The following is a 16,319-nucleotide window of genomic DNA, read 5'->3' as shown; positions in this document are numbered from 1 at the left end:
GGGAGGCACTCCGGTTATTGGTTCAGATGCTGGTGGATCAAGCGCAGCGCGCCAGCGGCCGAATCGCCGCGCGCGGGCACCACGCGCGCCAGCAGCGCCGGCGGCAAATACGGGCGCAGCGGCGCGGCCAGCCCGCCGCACAGGGCGATCGGCAGCGTGCCGTCGGCATCCATGGCGTGGGCCAGGCGCGCCACCTGGGTTCCCGCTGCCTGCAGGATGGCGCGGGCGGCGTCGTTCGAGGCGGCATGTTGCAGCACCACCGGCGCCAGTTGCGCATACCTGGTTTGCGAGGCGGCGGCCAGCCATTGCTGGAGGATTTCCCGTGCGGCCGGATCGCGGGGCCCGCCTGGCGCCACGCCGCACGCTTGCGCCACGGCGTCGGCAAACGCGTCTGCTGGCCGCCGGCCGTCGAAACTTTGCTGCATGTGATTGATGGCGTGCAGCCCGATCCAGGCGCCGCCCGCTTCGTCGCCGGACGGGAAACCCCAGCCGCCTACTTCCAGGTGACGGCCATCGGCCAGCCTGACTTCGCCCACGCTGCCCGTGCCCAGCGCGATGATGGCGCCGGCCGCGCCGTCATGCGCGCCCAGCACGGTGGTGTGGCCGTCCGATGCCAGCGCCAGGCTGGCGTAGCCGGGATTGGCGGCGGTGAACTGCGCCGCCCATTGCCGGTTATGCACGCCGGCCAGCCCCAGGCCCAGCCCGATCGCCGTGCGCGGCGCCACTGGCAGGCCAGCGCTTGCAAAGGCGGCAGCGATAGCCTGTTCGACGGCGGTCCAGGCGTTGGCAATGCCGAGCGACAGGCCGGAAGGGCCGGCCGTGCCGGCGCCGAGGTGGACCGGTATGCCGGAAGCTTGGTGGGGGGAATGGGCCAGGCAGGCGCGGGTGCCGCTGCCGCCGCCGTCCACGCCGATGAGAAATTCGATCATGCGGCACTATAGAGTGTGGCAAAGCGCGCTGTCAAAAGGTGTTTGGCCGGGTTTGAACGGTAAGCGATTCAATTTCTCGTGCGCGGCGCCGATAATGTCATAATGAAACCGCATAGCCATGGGCCAAGGACGGAGGACCACAGATGATCAAATACCTGGGAACCAAAAATACCAAGGACGGCGGGGTGCTGTATATTTTCCTGATTAACGGCTTGCAAAAAGAAATCCGCGAAGCCGCGCTCAAGCAGTATCCCGGTTGCTACGATGCCTTGCCGGCCACGGCCAAGGCCCGCATCAGCGCCAACCGTGCCTGGCTGTCGAAGACTTGAGCCGGTGATAGTTCCATCCTTCCTGCTGCGGCGCGGCGCGCTGGCGTTCGTTGCAACACTGAGCCTGGCCGGCGGTTCGGCGCTGGCCCAAAACGTTCCCACCACGTTCGGCACCATCATCGGCAACGGTTTGCTGTGCCGTGACCAAACCGCCAATTTTTATTACTACGATTACCTGGTCAAGCATTTCGGCCCGGCCTACAAGCACGAGGGCGGCGCCTTCTGGTTCCGCACCGACGGCGCCAGCCTGTGGGGCCGCGAGATTTCCGAAGTGATGGTCAGCGACGATACCAGCACCTATATTTTCGTGGGCGCGGTGGCCGAGGCCACGCCCGAGGAACTGCAGCAAGCCATCATCACCCAGGTAGGCGTGCACCATATCCGCATCGACACGTCCGCCTACCCGGTGCGCGAGGCCAAGCCGGCCAGCCGCATCGTTTATTTCGATACCAAGTCGAAGATCTACTGCGCCAAATACAAGCCGTTACCCCCGGTGCAGCCTCCCCCAGTGCGCTCGCGCTAATCAGTGAGGGCCGCCAAAAACCTACTGCGCGGCGCGCTATCGCCTCTCCGCTGCTCAGCGTACATCCGTACGCTTGCGCTACTCAAGGCGATATCGAGCCGCTCGCTACGGTTTTTGACGGCCCCCATGAAACAAAGCTTAGGGGCTAGAATACCGGCACGCGCACTCTCAAGGTTTTCATGTACACGCAATACTTCAACCTGAAACAATCGCCGTTCTCCATCGCGCCCGACCCGCGCTACCTGTTCATGAGCGAACGCCATCGCGAAGCGCTGGCGCATCTGCTGTATGGCATCGGTAGCGGCGGCGGTTTCGTGCTGCTTACCGGGGAAATCGGCGCCGGCAAGACCACGGTCTGCCGCTGTTTCATGGAGCAGATTCCCGAGAATTGCAAGCTGGGCTATATCTTCAACCCCAAGCTCACGGTCGAGGAACTGCTACTGACCATCTGCGACGAGTTCGGCATCGATTTGCCGCCGCAGGGTGCTGGTGCGGTCAGCGTCAAGGGCTATGTCGATGCCATCAACGCCTATTTGCTGGCCAGCCACGCGCAGGCCAAGAACAATGTGCTGATCATCGACGAGGCGCAAAACCTGTCAGCCGAGGTGCTCGAGCAACTGCGCCTGCTGACCAACCTGGAAACCAGCGAACGCAAGCTGCTGCAAATCATCCTGATCGGCCAGCCCGAGCTGCGCACCATGCTGGCCCGGCCCGAGCTGGAGCAACTGGCGCAACGCGTGATCGCGCGTTACCACCTGGGTTCGCTATCGGAGGCGGAGACCTCTGCCTATATCGAGCACCGCCTGGCAGTGGCCGGCGCGGCGGCCATTGCGCCGTTTCCGCGCCGCTTGATGGGCCTGGTGCATAGCCTGACCAAGGGCGTGCCGCGCCGCATCAACTTGCTGTGCGACCGCGCGTTGCTCGGTGCCTACGTGGAAAACCAGCCGCAAGTGTCGCGCATCATCTTGCGGCGCGCGGCGGCAGAAGTGTTCGCGGGTGCCGACAGTGCCGGGTCGGGCGGGCAGGGTGGCGCGTTCGCGTCCGGTGCGCGCTGGCCGCTGGTGGCTGCCGGCGTGGCCGGTGGTGTCGTGCTCAGCGTGTTGTTATTGCAGTTTGCCGAGCGGCAGAAAACCAGCGTGCCGGCCGAGGTGGCGGCCGTGGCGGCGCCGAGCAAGCCAGCAGCCGGTCGCGGCAAGGCCAGCGATAATGGGCAGGAAACCGGGGCGGGCGCCGCGCGGGCGGCGACAACCGGTGGCGGCGCCACGAGCGCGCCGGCGTCGGCATCCTTGTCTGCGGCTGGGTCCGCGACGGCGACTTCTCCTGCCGAGTCCGGTGTAGCGACCGACAAGGCTGCCGCCTTACGTCAACTGGCCGGCCTGTGGGGACTCACGCTGACCGACAGCGATCCGTGCAGCGCCGCAGCGCGCCTGAACCTGCGCTGCCTGCAAACCCGCGGCGGCATCGATGAATTGCGCCAGCTTGACCGGCCTGCCGTGCTGACCCTGCGCGACAACCCGGTGATTCCCGGCTACGTGCTGCTGACTTCGCTCGATGCGAAGAACGCCACCATCACTGCGCCCGGCGGCCAGCCCGAGCGCGTGACCGTGGCCGCGCTGGCCGCCCGGCTCGACGGCGAGTTCACGACCTACTGGCGCGCGCCTGTCAACTGGCGCGACCAGGTGGTGGCGGGCGATCGCGGCCCCGACGTCGATTGGCTGGCCCAGCGCCTGGCGCAACTGTACGAACTGGCCGCGCCCAGGGAAAACCAGCCGCTCGACACTGCGCTGGTCCAGCGCCTGCGCCAGTTCCAGGCCGCGCAGCAGCTCAAGGCGGACGGCGTGGCCGGTCCGAAAACATTTATCCGGCTGTACCAACTGGGCCGCGTGCAAGAGCCGCGCCTGCTGGCGCAGTCTGCGGCCGGAGCGGGGAAATAATATGTCTTACATCCTGGAAGCGCTGAAAAAAGCGCAAGCCGAACGTCAACTCGGCAGCTCTCCCACCATCCACGCGCCCACCTTGCAGGCCGGCGCGCATACCGCTGCCTCCGGCCGCCTCAAGAGGCCGGTAATGCTGGCGCTGGTGGCGATGGCGGTTGTCATCGTGGTGCTGCTGGTCTTGATGCTACGGCCGGCTTCGCTGGTAGCGCCTGCTGTCTCCAGCGCACCGGCTGCACCGGCTATGCCGGCTGGTTCTGTGGACGCTGTTGCCTCCACGCCGCAGCAACCGGTGCCAGCGCCACAACTGCCAGCGGCGCTGCCGGAGCCAGTTACCGCGCTGCCGCCACCGGTCGCCACGGTGACGACGCCGCTCGCGCAACCGTCGACGTCGCCGGAAAAATCGGCGACCGCGCTGGCGCAACAGTCAACCCCGCTGGCGCGGCCATCGACGCCGGCGGCTGCATCGATGGCATCCCCGGCGCCGGCTGCCATGCCTGCGCCAGCAACCGCCGCCAGGGGGGAGGAGCCGGTGCTCAATCTGCGAGAACTGCCGGAACCGATACAGCGCGCGATTCCTCCGGTGACGGTGGGCGGCTACATATACTCCAGGAATGCCGCCGACCGGCTGCTGCTGGTGGACAAGATCCTGCGCCGCGAGGGCGAGGAAGTGGCGCCGGGCCTGTTGCTGGAAAAGCTGAACCCGAAAGAAGCCGTGTTCAATTACAAGGGCTACAGGTACCGCGTCCCGTATTGAAGAATCTATCCCGGCAGGGAATGAGGCGCGCAAGCAGCGCCTCCTCCCTACCGGAATAGATTCTAAATTGTCATCAAAGCGTCACGGTGCGGTGATAACTTGATCCCCATTGCAAACATTGCAGGGGGTGACCATGAAATACCTGACGCTGCTGCCTTTCCTGATCGCTGCCGCCATGACCATGCCGCGTGCCCATGCGGCGGTCCACACGGTGTACACCGCCATCGACAGCGAACCGAGCACCTACATCACGGCGCTGGTGTGCCTGCTGCTGATCCTGCTGGCGAATGGCCGCTCGCACAACGACCGCTTCCGCCATCTGGACGAAGAGCAATAGGTCTTACGGTACCTGCCGCGTTGAATGTTGCTGCGTATAATGTGCGGCAATAGCAATGACGTTGCGGGGAGAGTAATTCATGCATCAAGCAAGTTCCGCACAGCTGCGCCAGGTGCTGGGCGTGATCGGCACGTCGGGCAGCGGCAAGACCACGCTGCTGGAATTCCTGATCGCGCAACTGGCGGACCGTGGTCTCAAGGTCAATGTGATCAAGCACAGCCACCACGACCTGGAGCTGGAACCACCGCGCAAGGACAGTGCGCGCCTGCGCATGGCGGGCGCGGCCGAGGTGATGGTGGCGTCGCCGTTCCGCTACGCCATCGTCCACGAGTTGCGCGGCGCCCCCGAGCCGACGCTGGAGGAGCAACTGGCGCGCCTGTCACCGGCCGACCTGACCTTGCTCGAAGGCTTTAAAAAATATCCGATCGACAAGCTGGAAGTGTACCGCCGCGAACAGGGACGCGAACCGCTCTATCCGCACGATGCGCACGTGGTGGCGGTGGCGTCCGATTTGCCGCGTCCGCAGGAATTGCCGGACAGTACAGTCTGGCTGGACTTGAACGCGCCGCAGGACGTGCTGGACTGGCTGCTGGCGCTGGTGGAAAAAAAGCGCGTTTAAATCTCGCCGCCGGCCTAAAGTTCCGGCGTGGTCTTCCGTAAATAAGGGATACGCCTTAAAGGAGGACACCATGGACGTTTCCAACATTGCCCAGCTTGCAACCAGCATTTCCGACACCGGCAACAAACAGGCGGTGGGAATTGCCGTTTTGAAAAAGGCGCAGGATATCCAGGCGTCCAGCGCCAATGCGCTGATCGAGGCGATTCCGCCGGTGCCATCGGCGCCGCGCCTGCCTTCCAACCTCGGCAACACCATCAATACCACCGCCTGACAGCGGTGCCAGCGTCGGCCTCCCATGCGGACAGGGCGCGCGGGCTAGCCGTGGCAGCGTGATTGCTGCTACGCTGCGTCTGCACACCATTATCTTCGAGGAGAACCGACCATGAACCAACGCCACGCCCTGATCGCCGCCGCCCTGGCAGCTGTTTGCACCGCCAGCACGGCCACCGCTGCCACCCCATCCATGGCCGGCTCGGCTGATACCGAAAAATGCTATGGCGTTGCCAAGGCCGGCCAGAACGACTGCGCCGCGGCCGACGGCTCGCATTCCTGCGCAGGCCAGGCCACGACCGATAACGCCCCGGTCGAATGGAAAAACGTTCCCAAGGGAACCTGCGACAAAGTCGGCGGCAAGACCACGCCACCCGCCAAGTAAGCTCACGCGGCGCTCGCCTGTTTAACCGCAACAAGTTGGCCAGTAATTCCGCCGTGCCTGCCTCTGGATCACGCGCCTTCGGCGTGGGCGTCGGCTTGCGCGCGCCGCACCACCGGCAGTTTCTCGACGACCGGCCGGCGGTGGACTGGCTCGAAGTTCACACCGAAAACTACCTCGACCAATCGGGCCGCGACTGGCATGTGCTGCAACAGTTGCGGCGCGCTTATCCGGTCAGCTTGCATGGCGTGGGGCTGGGCCTGGGCTCGGCGCGCGGCTTTTCCATGCAGCACCTCGAGCGCGTCCGTGCGCTGGTGCGCAACATCGAGCCGTGCCTGGTATCCGAGCATTTGTGCTGGGGCGCGGTGGGCGACCGCCACCTCAACGACCTGCTGCCTTTGATACTGGACGCCGCCGCGCTCGACCTGCTGTGCGACCGCGTGGACCAGGTGCAAAACGCATTGCAACGGCAACTGCTGCTGGAAAACGTTTCCACCTACGCCAGGTTCCATGGCGACAGCATGAGCGAGGCGCAGTTCCTGGCCGCGCTGGCGGCACGCACCGGCTGCGGCTTGCTGCTCGACATCAACAACCTGTACGTCAACCAGTGCAACCACGGTGAAGACGCGCTTGAAGCGTTGCTCGCGATCGCCCCCGGCACGGTAGGCGAACTGCACCTGGGCGGCCACCTGGTCACACCGCAAGCAGTGATCGACCACCACGGCGCCGCCGTCGCCGAGCCCGTGTGGCAACTGTATGCTGCTGCGCTGGAGCGCTTTGGCGCCGTACCGACCCTGGTCGAGTGGGACACCGAAATCCCGCCACTGGGCGTGTTGCTGGACGAGGCGGCGAAGGCGAGGGCGCTGCAGCACAGCCAACTGGTCGAACCGGTGGCGTTTTCCAGCCACCAGATAGTGTCGCCGCAGCACAGCTACTTGCTTGCACCGGTGGCGCAACATGATATCGTCACCTTGGTTGGACCTGGTGCGGGCGATAGTGCGGCCGCTTCGGGCGTGGACCGCAGCACAGCCGGTCACGGCGCAGACGGCAGTGCCGCCACGCTTGTCCCAGGCCAGCAACTGTTCGCTGACGCTTTGCTGAACCTGGAAGCCGCGCCGCCGGCGCTGGCGTTATGGCGCGAGCATCCGCACAATCGGCACCGGCTGGCGCTGTATCGCGGCAACCTGGCTGCCACCGCGACCAAGGCATTGACGGCTGCCTACCCGGTCATTGCCGCGCTGGTCGGGACCGAATTTTTCGGTGCGCTGGCCCATGCCTATGTGCGCGCCCGGCCGTCGCACGATGGCGACCTCAATCGCTTCGGCGGCCAACTGGGCGAATTCCTCGACGATTTTCCGCACGCGGCCCAATTGCCTTACCTGGCCGACATGGCGCGCCTGGAATGGGCCGTGCACCGCGCCCACTATGCGGCCGACGCGGAACATGTGACGGCGCAGCAACTGGGCGAGCTGGCGCCGGCGCAACTGGAAGCGGTCCGGCTGCGCCTGCACGACGCCTGCGTGCCGATGCGGTTCGACTGGGCGGTGGTGTCGCTCTGGCTGGCGCACCAGCCAGAGCCCACCAACGATTTTCCCACCGACATGGCAGTGCAGGAAGCTGGTGTGGTGGCGCGTCCCGGCTGGCGCGTGCAGGTAGGTGCGCTCGGCGCGGGTGGCTATGCCGCGTTGACGGTGTTGCGCGCGGGCGGCACCTTCGGGGCTGCGCTCGATGCGGCGTTCGACGTGGAAGGGGATTTCGATGTGGCGGGGCAGTTGCGCCTGTGGCTGGACCTGCAACTGATCGTCGCTACAGAACGCCAGACTGAACCTTCATAGCGGCGTTGCAGGCACGTACTGTCTGCGTCGCTGCGCCTTGCATCGTGGGTGAGCAGGCGCGCTAGTTTTCCCGGTGGAAGGCGCGCAGCAGGCGGGCTTCGCCCGTGAGATCCTGGTGCAGCTGGTTGGCGCGCGCGGTCAGTTCCATCATGCGGCCGATATGGGCATCCTCGAAACGAGCCAGCTCCTCGGTGGCGGCCAGCAGCGCCTGCGCCAGCTTGGTGCGGGCGGTTTCGTACAAGGTGCCGTTGTATTGCGTGGTGTTCTTCAGCAATTCTTCGGCATTCTCAATTACTTCGCGCAGATCGCCAAGCAAGCGTTCCTGGGTGGGCTTGGCTGGTTGTGGACCGTCCATGACGTCCCCCTGTTCAATAAGCGTTTCAATATAACGTTGGCGCCCGCCACAGACCGCAGCCGACCCCACACTATACGAGCTGGGAGCGCTGGCCGCGTTACGCGGTGTCATGGACCGCGCAGCGTTTTCAGCTTAGCGCATTATTTCCACAATGCAAGATAAATCATACGGGATCGACGCTGATACGGATGTCGCCCACGGTGACCTGCTGGCCGGCGCGGATCTTGGCGGTCTTGCGCAGCTCCTGCTTGCCGTCCACCTTGACGTCGCCGCTGGCCACCATCATCTTGCCGGCGCCGCCGCTGTCGCACAGCCCCACGAGCTTGAGCAACTGATTCAACTCAACAAATTCCCCATTCAACTCAAAACTGACTTTCTGCATTTTTTCCTCTGATACCATGGTTTTCAAGTACGGGCTCCCGCCAGGATAGTGTAGCGGTATTCCGACAGGCGCACAGTTTACCGTGCAACTCGTATTTGCCAGCAAGAAAAACTGGTAGTGTGACTTATACCTCTTTACGTTGAGTGCTGTTCTACCTTCGAGGTGGCATCATGAACAAGCTTTCGATGGTTATCACCGTGGCTGGCTGGTCCTGCTGTGGCGCCGCAGCGGCGGGCGATACCCCGCTACCGCTGCTGGTCCAGCCCAGCGAAGCGCGCGCCGATTTCCGGCCGCTGCTGGCCGATCGCAACCGTCGCTACTCGAGCATCGCGGAATTCGAAACCCATATGGGGCGGGCGGTAGGCGCGGTGACCGCCGGCATCTTGCGCGAAACCGGTCCGGGCGCCGAACGCAACACCGCGCTGGCGCTGCGGGCGCGGCCCACCACGGCTTTCACTTCGCTATCGATGGGATACTCGGTCACGCCGCGCAGTTCGGTGATGGCGATGGCCACCTACGGCAAGACCGACGGCTACGGCAGCCCGGACAGCCTGATGGCGCAAGTGTCTTCGGTGCGCACGATGGCGTTCAGCGTCGGCTGGTCCACGCGGGAAATTTTCGATAACCGCGACCGCATCGGCATCACGGTGTCTGTGCCGGCCAAGGTGCGTACCGGCGTCCAGCAGGGCAGCGGTCAGGCCGCCTACATGGGCAGCCAGGCCTTCGGCGCCCCGGCCCTCAATCTGCAACCGACCGCCACCGAGCGCGATATCGAATTCGGCTACAGCACCACGGTCGGCGGCAGCCGCGATGGGCGCGGCGGCAAGGTGACGGGCGCCGTGATGTTGCGCTTCAACCCCGGCCACGACGCCAATGCCGCGCCGGACTGGCTGGCCGGCGTGCGTTACTCGCACGGTTTCTGAGTCAATCAATGCCGATCAGCCCGGGCGGGTCATGTCGATGGGCTAGCGTCCGCTAGTCGAATGGATACTGATCAGCCCGGGCGGGTCATGTCGATCGGCACAATCCACTGCTCGAACTGCTCCGCCGTCACGTAGTTCAGGGCCAGTGCGGCCTGCTTGAGCGTGGTGCCTTCGTGCTGGGCTTTCTTGGCGATTGTGGCCGCCTTGTCGTAGCCGATATGCGGCGCCAGCGCGGTGACCAGCATCAGCGAGCGTTCCATCAGTTCGGCAATGCGGTCACGGTTCGGCTCGATGCCGTGCACGCAATGTTCTTCCAGGCTGCGCATGCCGTCGGCCAGCAGGCGCGCGCTTTGCAGGAAGTTGTGCGCGATCAGCGGCTTGTACACATTCAACTCGAAGTTGCCCGACGCGCCGCCCATGGTGATCGCCACGTCGTTGCCGAACACCTGGCAGCACAGCATGGTGACTGCTTCGCACTGGGTGGGATTGACCTTGCCCGGCATGATCGAGCTGCCCGGCTCGTTTTCGGGAATCGTGATTTCACCGAGGCCCGAGCGCGGACCGGAGGCCATCCAGCGTATGTCGTTGGCAATTTTCATCAGCGCCGCGGCCAGCGTTTTCAGCGCGCCGTGGGCCGAGAGCAGGGCGTCGTGGCCGGCCAGCGCGGCAAACTTGTTCTCGGCGGTGCGGAACGGCAGCGCCAGCGCGTGTTCCAGTTCGGTGGCGATGCGGGTGGCGTATTCCGGATGGGCGTTCAGGCCCGTGCCTACCGCCGTGCCGCCGGCCGCCAGTTGCAGCACGTCGGGCAGGGCGGCCTGAATCGCGTGTTCGGCGAAGTCCAGGTGCGCCACGTAGCCCGAGAATTCCTGTCCCAGCGTGAGCGGCGTAGCGTCCTGCAAGTGGGTGCGGCCGATCTTGACGATGTCGGCAAAAGCCTCAGCCTTGGCGTGCAGACTGGCGCGCAACTGGCGCAGGCCGGGCAGCACGTTGTTGGCCAGTGCCAGGGCGGCGGCCACGTGGATGGCGGTGGGGAAGATGTCGTTCGAGGACTGGCCCTTGTTGACGTCGTCATTCGGGTGCAGCAGGCGCGATTCGCCGCGCACGCCACCCATCAGTTCGGAGCCGCGGTTGGCCAGCACTTCGTTCATATTCATGTTCGATTGCGTGCCCGAGCCGGTTTGCCACACGGCCAGCGGGAATTCGGTGGGGTGCTGGTTGGCCAGCACTTCGTCGGCGGCGCCGGTGATCGCGGTGGCCTTGGCGACGTCGAGCAAGCCCAGGTCGAGATTGACGCGGGCGGCAGCGCGCTTGACGCTGGCCAGCGCGTGGATTAGCTCGAGCGGCATGCGCTCGGTGGAAATGTGGAAATGCTCGAGGGAACGCTGGGTTTGTGCGCCCCACAATTGTTCAGCCGGTACATCGATGGGACCAAAGCTGTCTTTTTCGCTACGGGTACTCATAAAGGTTCCTTTTTGGAAATGGCAATCATTCTCATCCGGCATGCATCAACCAGTGTAGCGCACTTCGGAAAAATTTACTGAGGGCTACAAAAACTGGATTTCCAGCCGTTAATGAAGAAGATTCCCAGATGTCGCCTGGCGGCCTATCGATTATGCAACGCTTCTTCACTCACAATTTGCTTCACCTGTTGGCCGTGCTGGCGCTGGTCGTCCAGGCGCCCATGCCGCACGCCGCCGAGCTGGGCGACGTTGCTGCGCGATCCTATATCGGCCAGCCGCTGTCGGCCGATGTCGAACTGCTGGCTGGCGATGGCGGCCCGGTGCAAGCCCGGCTGGCGCAGCTGGATGTCTATCGCGGCGCCAACATCACCATGAATCCGGCGCTGGCGTCGGTCAAGATGGCCGTGGTGCGGCGCGACGGCAAGGATGTCCTGCACATCTCCACCGCCGGTGCCGTCAATGCCGATTACGTGCACGTGTACGTGGAGTTGACGGCGGGCGGGCGGCGCGATATCCGCCTGGCCACGGTCTGGTTGCAGCCCGATCCCAATCCGGCGCCGCCACCGGTCCGGGTAGCGCCAGCAGTAACGGCGCCTGCCGTGGTTGCCCCCGCCGAGCCGGCCAGGGTGGCCGACAGCGCCGCACCGACCGCTGCCGCCCGCCTGATGCGCGATCGCACGCGCCCGGCGCCGATGCCGTCGTTCCACGAATCGGAAGTGGGCGGGCCGGGCGGCTTGAAAGCTGCAGCGGCGCAGGCCCGGCCGCCAGCGCTGGTGCCGGTGCGCGATATTCCTGAACGGATTTCCGCAGCGCTTGGCTCGCGCGTGATAGCGCCAGCGAGGGCGGCAGGGACGCCGGTATCCAGTGCGGCCGGGAATCGCATGGCGAAGCCAACCAACACGCCAACTGGTGCAATCGATCCTAAATTGGCAGATAGGCACGGGCCAGGCGATTCTGAACGGGCGGACAAATCTGTAGGAGCAGGCGCGGCTAAACCGGCGGACAAGCCCACCGTGGGGGGCGTTCCTAAACGGGCTGACAAGCCAGCGGAGGCGCTGGCGTCGAAGGCCGATAACAAGCACGCTGCCAAGACAGAAGCCGTCGCCGCTGCACCAGCCGGCGCCAGCCAGTTGGCCGCCACCACCATCACCGCTGCACCACCGCCGCAAGTGGCGCAGGCGTTGTTGCCAATGCCGCCCCTGCCATTGCCGGCCGGTGTGAAAAAAATGGCGGCGCCAGCAGCTTGCGCGCCGTCCGGCGCCAGCGCCAAAGAGTGCCGGGCACTCGACCTGCAGAGCCAGGCGCTGTCCACCAAGCTGGTGGAACTGGAAGGCAAAGTGAAGCAATTGCAAAGCGCGCTGGCCGGGTCCACCGGTGCGGCGGCTGCGGCGCAGGTGGCAAAACAGGCCACCCCGGCGGCGGCACCTGGCGCCAAGCCCGACGCGCCGGCTGCCGCCACCAAGCTCTTGACCATCGCCTCCGGCATGGGCGATGCCCGGACCGCCTCGGCAGACGTGCCGGTGGCCGCGAAGCCAGGCGCGGCTGCGGCGCCAGACTCACGGGACGCAGCCGCGCAAGCAGCGACGCCAGACGCGCAGGGGGGAGCGAAGCAAGTCGCGGCGCCAGGCACGCCGGTCGCCGAGAAGCACCCCGCGCCGAGTGAGGCGCCGAAGACCGGAGCCGCCACCGCCAAAGCAGCCACCGCTGAATCAACTACCGCAGAAGCAACTGCCGCAGACGAAACTGCCGCCGCCCCGCCACCAGCGCCGGTACAGCAACGCCGCGTGCTGCCCAAGCTGAAGTACAAAAAGGAAAAGCCGCCCGAGGAGCAGTCGAGCAAGCTGCCGCTGATTATCGGTGGCCTGGGCGTTGCCTTGCTGGCTGGTGCTGGTGCGCTGTTCTACCTGCGCCGCAAGAAGTCGGGCGCGCCGCTGAAGATCTGGCAAGGCTTCCGCAAGAAACAGGGCCCGGCCGATGCGGCGGGCGACGATTTCCGCGAAGTTCCCACGCCCAAATCAACGGTCCCGGAACCGGCCGTGCAGCCATGATGCCAGCACTTTTCGCATAAGTATATTACTTGAATCTCTGTCAAGGCTCTGACGAACTGGGGTATAGTTATCGACGCTTCCAAGCTTCGTCTTCCCATTTTGAAAGAGCCCCATGACTGCAGCCGACCTCCCATCGCAGGACCAACAACAGTACCAAGCGTTCAAACAGCTCGGACTGAAACTCGATATGTCCCGTGGCAAGCCATCGCCCGAACAGCTCGACCTGTCGAACGCCTTGTTGAACGCCGTGGACGGTTACAAGGCTGCTGACGGCACTGACGGCCGCAACTACGGCGGCACCGTGGGCTTGCCAGAGGCGCGCGCACTGTTCGGCGAACTGCTCGATGTGCCGGCCGCGCAAGTGGTGGTCGATAGCAGCGCCAGCCTGTCGCTGATGCATGACGTGATCATGTACGCGCTCCTGAACGGCACGCCGGGCAATGCGCCCTGGGTGCGCGAGCCGGTCACGTTCCTGTGCCCGGTACCGGGCTACGACCGCCACTTCGCCATCTGCGAAACGCGCGGCATCAAGATGATCAACGTGCCGATGTATGACGACGGCCCGGACATGGACCTGGTGGAGAAACTGGTGGCCGAGGATGCCAGCATCAAGGGCATGTGGTGCGTGCCGAAGTACAGCAACCCGGGTGGCGTGGTGTATTCCGACGCCGTGGTGCAGCGCCTGGCCACGATGAAAACCGCCGCCCCCGACTTCATCCTGATGTGGGACGACGCTTATCGCTTCCACCACCTGGGTGCTGAAAAGCTGGAAGTGTTGAATATTCTCGAAGCGTGCGTCGCCGCCGGCCACCCGGACCGCGCCTTCGTGTTTGCGTCGTCATCGAAGGTGACCTGGGCCGGTTCGGGCATTGCCGCGCTGGCGTCGTCGCCGGCCAATATCGCCTGGTGGACCAAACATTCGGGCATACGCAGCATCGGCCCGGACAAGATCAACCAGCTGCGCCACGTGCGCCTGCTGAAAGACCTGCCGACCGTGGAAGCGCTGATGGAGCAGCACGCCGCACTGCTGAAACCCAAGTTCAACGCCGTGCTGGCGCAATTCGAACAATACCTGGGCAATGTGCCGGGCGTGAGCTGGACCCGTCCGCAAGGCGGCTACTTCATCGACCTGGTCACCCCGGACGGCGCCGCCAAGCGCACGGTCGCACTGGCCAAGGAAGCGGGCATTACCCTGACGCCTGCTGGCGCTGCTTTCCCGTACGGTAACGATCCAAAAGACCGCCATATCCGCATCGCCCCGAGCTTCCCGTCGCTCGACGAAATCACCCAAGCCGCCCAAGGCATCGCCCTGTCCCTGCGCGTCGCCCTCGCATAGAACTTTGGGGTCAGTGCCGACATTCAGACACGAGCTGATCGCTATGGTGACCAACACCGTACAGATAAGTTCAAAAATGTCCGAATGTCGGCACTGACCCCGAAGTGGGGGCAAAAAAAGAGCGCCTCGTTGGGCGCTTTTTTGCTGGGCTCGCTGTTTTACTGCCGGGCCATGCCGGGGACGGTGTTCATCCACGGATCGGCCAGGTCGCGGATTTCGCGGTCGTTGGCCAGGATTTGTTTGAGCAAGTCGATCTTGCGCAGGCGGGGCGCGCCGTCGAGGGCAGGGACGCCGGTGGCCGTGGCGCGGGCCGCGCTGGTGCATTGGGTTTCCAGTTTGCCGACGCCGTCCCAGTCGCCCATGCGCGCGGCGGCAGCCATTTGGGTGCTCAGGCCGGCAATGTTTTCGTACATAGCGAGGACTTCGGAAGTGTTCATCAGTTCACCTGGAAAGTTGCGACATCAAGACGGATTACCGCATGTCTTGATTAACGTCCACTTAAACGGGAACTTGAGGGTAAAAACAAAATAATTTGAAAAAAGATGAAAAAAAAGCTGCCGGACCGAAATCAGGCAGCTTTGCTTATGAAATGTTGTCGCTTATTTCACGAGTTCTTCCAGGCCGGCCGACAGTTCGTCCGGTGGCGGCATGTCGTCGATCAGGGCGTCGTCGTCCAGTCCCAGTTCTTCGGCCAGTTCGGTCGGGTAGCAGGCGGCGATTTCTTCGGCGGTCAAGCCAGCTTGCTCCACGCGTGCGCGCCAGGCGGCCAGCGAGACGACCGCTGCCAGGCGATTGAGCTCGCCGTCCTTGTGCGGCTCGGGGAAGGCCACGATGGTTTCCGCAAACGCTTCCGGGAACTTCCAGCGGCGGGCCAGTTCGGCGCCGACGTCGGCAAACGTGTAGCCGAACGAGGCCACTTCGGCGTCCAGGCGGCGCGAGTCCATCGGGCCGGCCACTTTATCGAGAGCCATGGCTTTTTCCGGCATGGCCGAGTGGATCACCAGCTGGCCGATGGCGTGCATCATGCCGATGGTGAAGGCGAGGTCGGTGTTTTCCTTGGTCTTCTTGGCGATCCACTTGGCCGACACCGCGGTGTGCAGGCTGTAGCGCCAGAATTGCTTGAGGTCGAGGCCGGGCACGGTCTTGAAGCCGCTGACCAGGCCGGAGCTGATGACCAGCGTGCGTACCGTGACGAAACCGAGCATCAGCACCGCATCTTCCACCGTGCCGATGCTGCGCGAGACGTGGTAGTAGGCCGAGTTGGCCAGGCGCAGCAGCTTGGCGCTCAGCACCGGGTCCGTCGACAGCTTCTTGGCGATTTCCTCGGTGGAGACGCTGGCCTTGTCGAAGCTGCTGATCAGTTCTTCGACGACTTTCGGGGCGGTAGGCAACGCGGTCGGATTCTGGAACAGTGCATCAAGTTTCATCGGGTATCTCCTGGTTGTTCCTGGTTATGGGCACGTTGCTATAGGTTAACTATATAGCGATTCGTCATGGGAAAGAAGCCTTTTGATGCCCGACCGTATCTTTTCTGCTGCCCCCCGTTTTACATTTGGGTGGGCGACCGCACAGAAGCTCAGCCGCGACCGGACTACAGTAGAACCCATGCACACAGCGTTGTGTGTCCCGTAGCTTCAACATTGACCCAAGGAGTGCATCATGAACGAAGATCAAGTCAAAGGTAAGGCGAAGGAAATCGGCGGCAAAATCCAGGAAGGCGCCGGTAAAGTGGTTGGTTCGTCCGAACAGCAGGCCAAGGGCCTGAATAAGCAAGCTGAAGGTAAGCTGCAGAAAAACGTCGGCGACGCCAAAGAAGCCATTGACGACACCCTCAAGGGTAACCGCAACTAAGCATCGCTTAGGATGCAGGTAAAACAAGGGCCGCATTTGCGGCCCTTTT

Annotated in this window: 19 protein-coding genes; 13 read left to right on the top strand and 6 right to left on the bottom strand. The window is 64.2% G+C overall.

All coding sequences use genetic code 11. The features are described from left to right. Window positions 1–14: 14 nt before the first annotated feature. Complete coding sequence (locus tag SR858_RS20310) at window positions 15–929, bottom strand: BadF/BadG/BcrA/BcrD ATPase family protein (protein ID WP_019921724.1); 915 nt, start codon at window positions 927–929, stop codon at window positions 15–17. 143 nt (window positions 930–1,072) lie between these two features. Here SR858_RS20310 and SR858_RS20305 point away from each other — a divergent pair, with 143 nt between their 5' ends. The 9 genes from SR858_RS20305 to bufB all read left to right on the top strand — a co-directional run bounded on the left by SR858_RS20305 (window position 1,073) and on the right by bufB (window position 7,915). Beyond that, window positions 1,073–1,258 (top strand): hypothetical protein, encoded by a 186-nt coding sequence (locus SR858_RS20305; RefSeq protein WP_019921725.1) that lies wholly within the window; start codon window positions 1,073–1,075, stop codon window positions 1,256–1,258. Between the two features lie 4 nt (window positions 1,259–1,262). Next, entirely contained in the window at window positions 1,263–1,781 is a 519-nt protein-coding gene (locus tag SR858_RS20300; RefSeq protein WP_019921726.1) for a hypothetical protein, read from the top strand. A 179-nt stretch (window positions 1,782–1,960) separates the two neighbouring features. After that, the gene (locus tag SR858_RS20295) at window positions 1,961–3,715 is read left to right on the top strand and encodes an ExeA family protein (protein ID WP_019921727.1); all 1,755 of its coding nucleotides are present in this window, start codon (window positions 1,961–1,963) and stop codon (window positions 3,713–3,715) included. A 1-nt stretch (window position 3,716) separates the two neighbouring features. After that, window positions 3,717–4,472 carry a general secretion pathway protein GspB gene (locus SR858_RS20290; RefSeq protein ID WP_019921728.1) on the top strand — a complete coding sequence of 252 codons (756 nt, stop codon included), beginning with the start codon at window positions 3,717–3,719 and terminating at the stop codon, window positions 4,470–4,472. A 133-nt stretch (window positions 4,473–4,605) separates the two neighbouring features. After that, on the top strand, window positions 4,606–4,809 hold the full coding sequence (locus SR858_RS20285) for a hypothetical protein (RefSeq protein WP_019921729.1): 204 nt from the start codon (window positions 4,606–4,608) through the stop codon (window positions 4,807–4,809). A gap of 79 nt (window positions 4,810–4,888) precedes the next feature. Beyond that, window positions 4,889–5,428 carry a molybdopterin-guanine dinucleotide biosynthesis protein B gene (gene mobB, locus SR858_RS20280; RefSeq protein ID WP_019921730.1) on the top strand — a complete coding sequence of 180 codons (540 nt, stop codon included), beginning with the start codon at window positions 4,889–4,891 and terminating at the stop codon, window positions 5,426–5,428. Between the two features lie 70 nt (window positions 5,429–5,498). After that, on the top strand, window positions 5,499–5,699 hold the full coding sequence (locus SR858_RS20275) for a YjfB family protein (protein ID WP_019921731.1): 201 nt from the start codon (window positions 5,499–5,501) through the stop codon (window positions 5,697–5,699). A 111-nt stretch (window positions 5,700–5,810) separates the two neighbouring features. Next, window positions 5,811–6,083 carry a BufA1 family periplasmic bufferin-type metallophore gene (locus tag SR858_RS20270; RefSeq protein ID WP_019921732.1) on the top strand — a complete coding sequence of 91 codons (273 nt, stop codon included), beginning with the start codon at window positions 5,811–5,813 and terminating at the stop codon, window positions 6,081–6,083. Window positions 6,084–6,136: 53 nt separating this feature from the next. After that, a complete protein-coding gene (bufB, locus tag SR858_RS20265; protein ID WP_026637264.1) occupies window positions 6,137–7,915 on the top strand; it encodes an MNIO family bufferin maturase in 1,779 nt (592 codons plus the stop codon). 61 nt (window positions 7,916–7,976) lie between these two features. Here bufB and SR858_RS20260 read toward each other — a convergent pair whose 3' ends face one another. After that, on the bottom strand, window positions 7,977–8,270 hold the full coding sequence (locus SR858_RS20260) for a hypothetical protein (RefSeq protein WP_019921734.1): 294 nt from the start codon (window positions 8,268–8,270) through the stop codon (window positions 7,977–7,979). A gap of 163 nt (window positions 8,271–8,433) precedes the next feature. Continuing rightward, complete coding sequence (locus tag SR858_RS20255) at window positions 8,434–8,652, bottom strand: RNA-binding S4 domain-containing protein (RefSeq protein ID WP_026637265.1); 219 nt, start codon at window positions 8,650–8,652, stop codon at window positions 8,434–8,436. A gap of 170 nt (window positions 8,653–8,822) precedes the next feature. Here SR858_RS20255 and SR858_RS20250 point away from each other — a divergent pair, with 170 nt between their 5' ends. Beyond that, window positions 8,823–9,575: a hypothetical protein gene (locus SR858_RS20250; protein ID WP_019921736.1), complete on the top strand. Its 753-nt coding sequence runs from the start codon at window positions 8,823–8,825 to the stop codon at window positions 9,573–9,575. A gap of 71 nt (window positions 9,576–9,646) precedes the next feature. Here SR858_RS20250 and fumC read toward each other — a convergent pair whose 3' ends face one another. Beyond that, window positions 9,647–11,035, bottom strand: coding sequence for a class II fumarate hydratase (gene fumC, locus SR858_RS20245; RefSeq protein ID WP_019921737.1), 1,389 nt, complete (start codon window positions 11,033–11,035; stop codon window positions 9,647–9,649). 176 nt (window positions 11,036–11,211) lie between these two features. On the opposite strand from fumC, the gene SR858_RS20240 reads away from it, so the two are divergent. Further along, on the top strand, window positions 11,212–13,083 hold the full coding sequence (locus SR858_RS20240; RefSeq protein ID WP_154819926.1) for a FimV/HubP-related protein: 1,872 nt from the start codon (window positions 11,212–11,214) through the stop codon (window positions 13,081–13,083). Between the two features lie 112 nt (window positions 13,084–13,195). After that, the gene (locus SR858_RS20235; protein WP_019921739.1) at window positions 13,196–14,419 is read left to right on the top strand and encodes an aminotransferase class I/II-fold pyridoxal phosphate-dependent enzyme; all 1,224 of its coding nucleotides are present in this window, start codon (window positions 13,196–13,198) and stop codon (window positions 14,417–14,419) included. Window positions 14,420–14,577: 158 nt separating this feature from the next. Here the strand turns inward: SR858_RS20235 and SR858_RS20230 are convergent, their stop codons facing one another. Beyond that, on the bottom strand, window positions 14,578–14,856 hold the full coding sequence (locus tag SR858_RS20230) for a flagellar protein FliT (RefSeq protein ID WP_026637267.1): 279 nt from the start codon (window positions 14,854–14,856) through the stop codon (window positions 14,578–14,580). A 162-nt stretch (window positions 14,857–15,018) separates the two neighbouring features. Beyond that, complete coding sequence (locus tag SR858_RS20225) at window positions 15,019–15,846, bottom strand: HDOD domain-containing protein (RefSeq protein ID WP_019921741.1); 828 nt, start codon at window positions 15,844–15,846, stop codon at window positions 15,019–15,021. A 232-nt stretch (window positions 15,847–16,078) separates the two neighbouring features. On the opposite strand from SR858_RS20225, the gene SR858_RS20220 reads away from it, so the two are divergent. After that, complete coding sequence (locus SR858_RS20220) at window positions 16,079–16,270, top strand: CsbD family protein (protein WP_019921742.1); 192 nt, start codon at window positions 16,079–16,081, stop codon at window positions 16,268–16,270. Window positions 16,271–16,319: the final 49 nt, after the last annotated feature.

The sequence above is a fragment of the Duganella zoogloeoides genome (assembly GCF_034479515.1).
Lineage (GTDB): Bacteria > Pseudomonadota > Gammaproteobacteria > Burkholderiales > Burkholderiaceae_D > Rugamonas > Rugamonas zoogloeoides.
The sequence above is the reverse complement of the archived record's forward strand: the minus strand, read 5'-3'. Positions and strand labels throughout refer to the sequence as shown.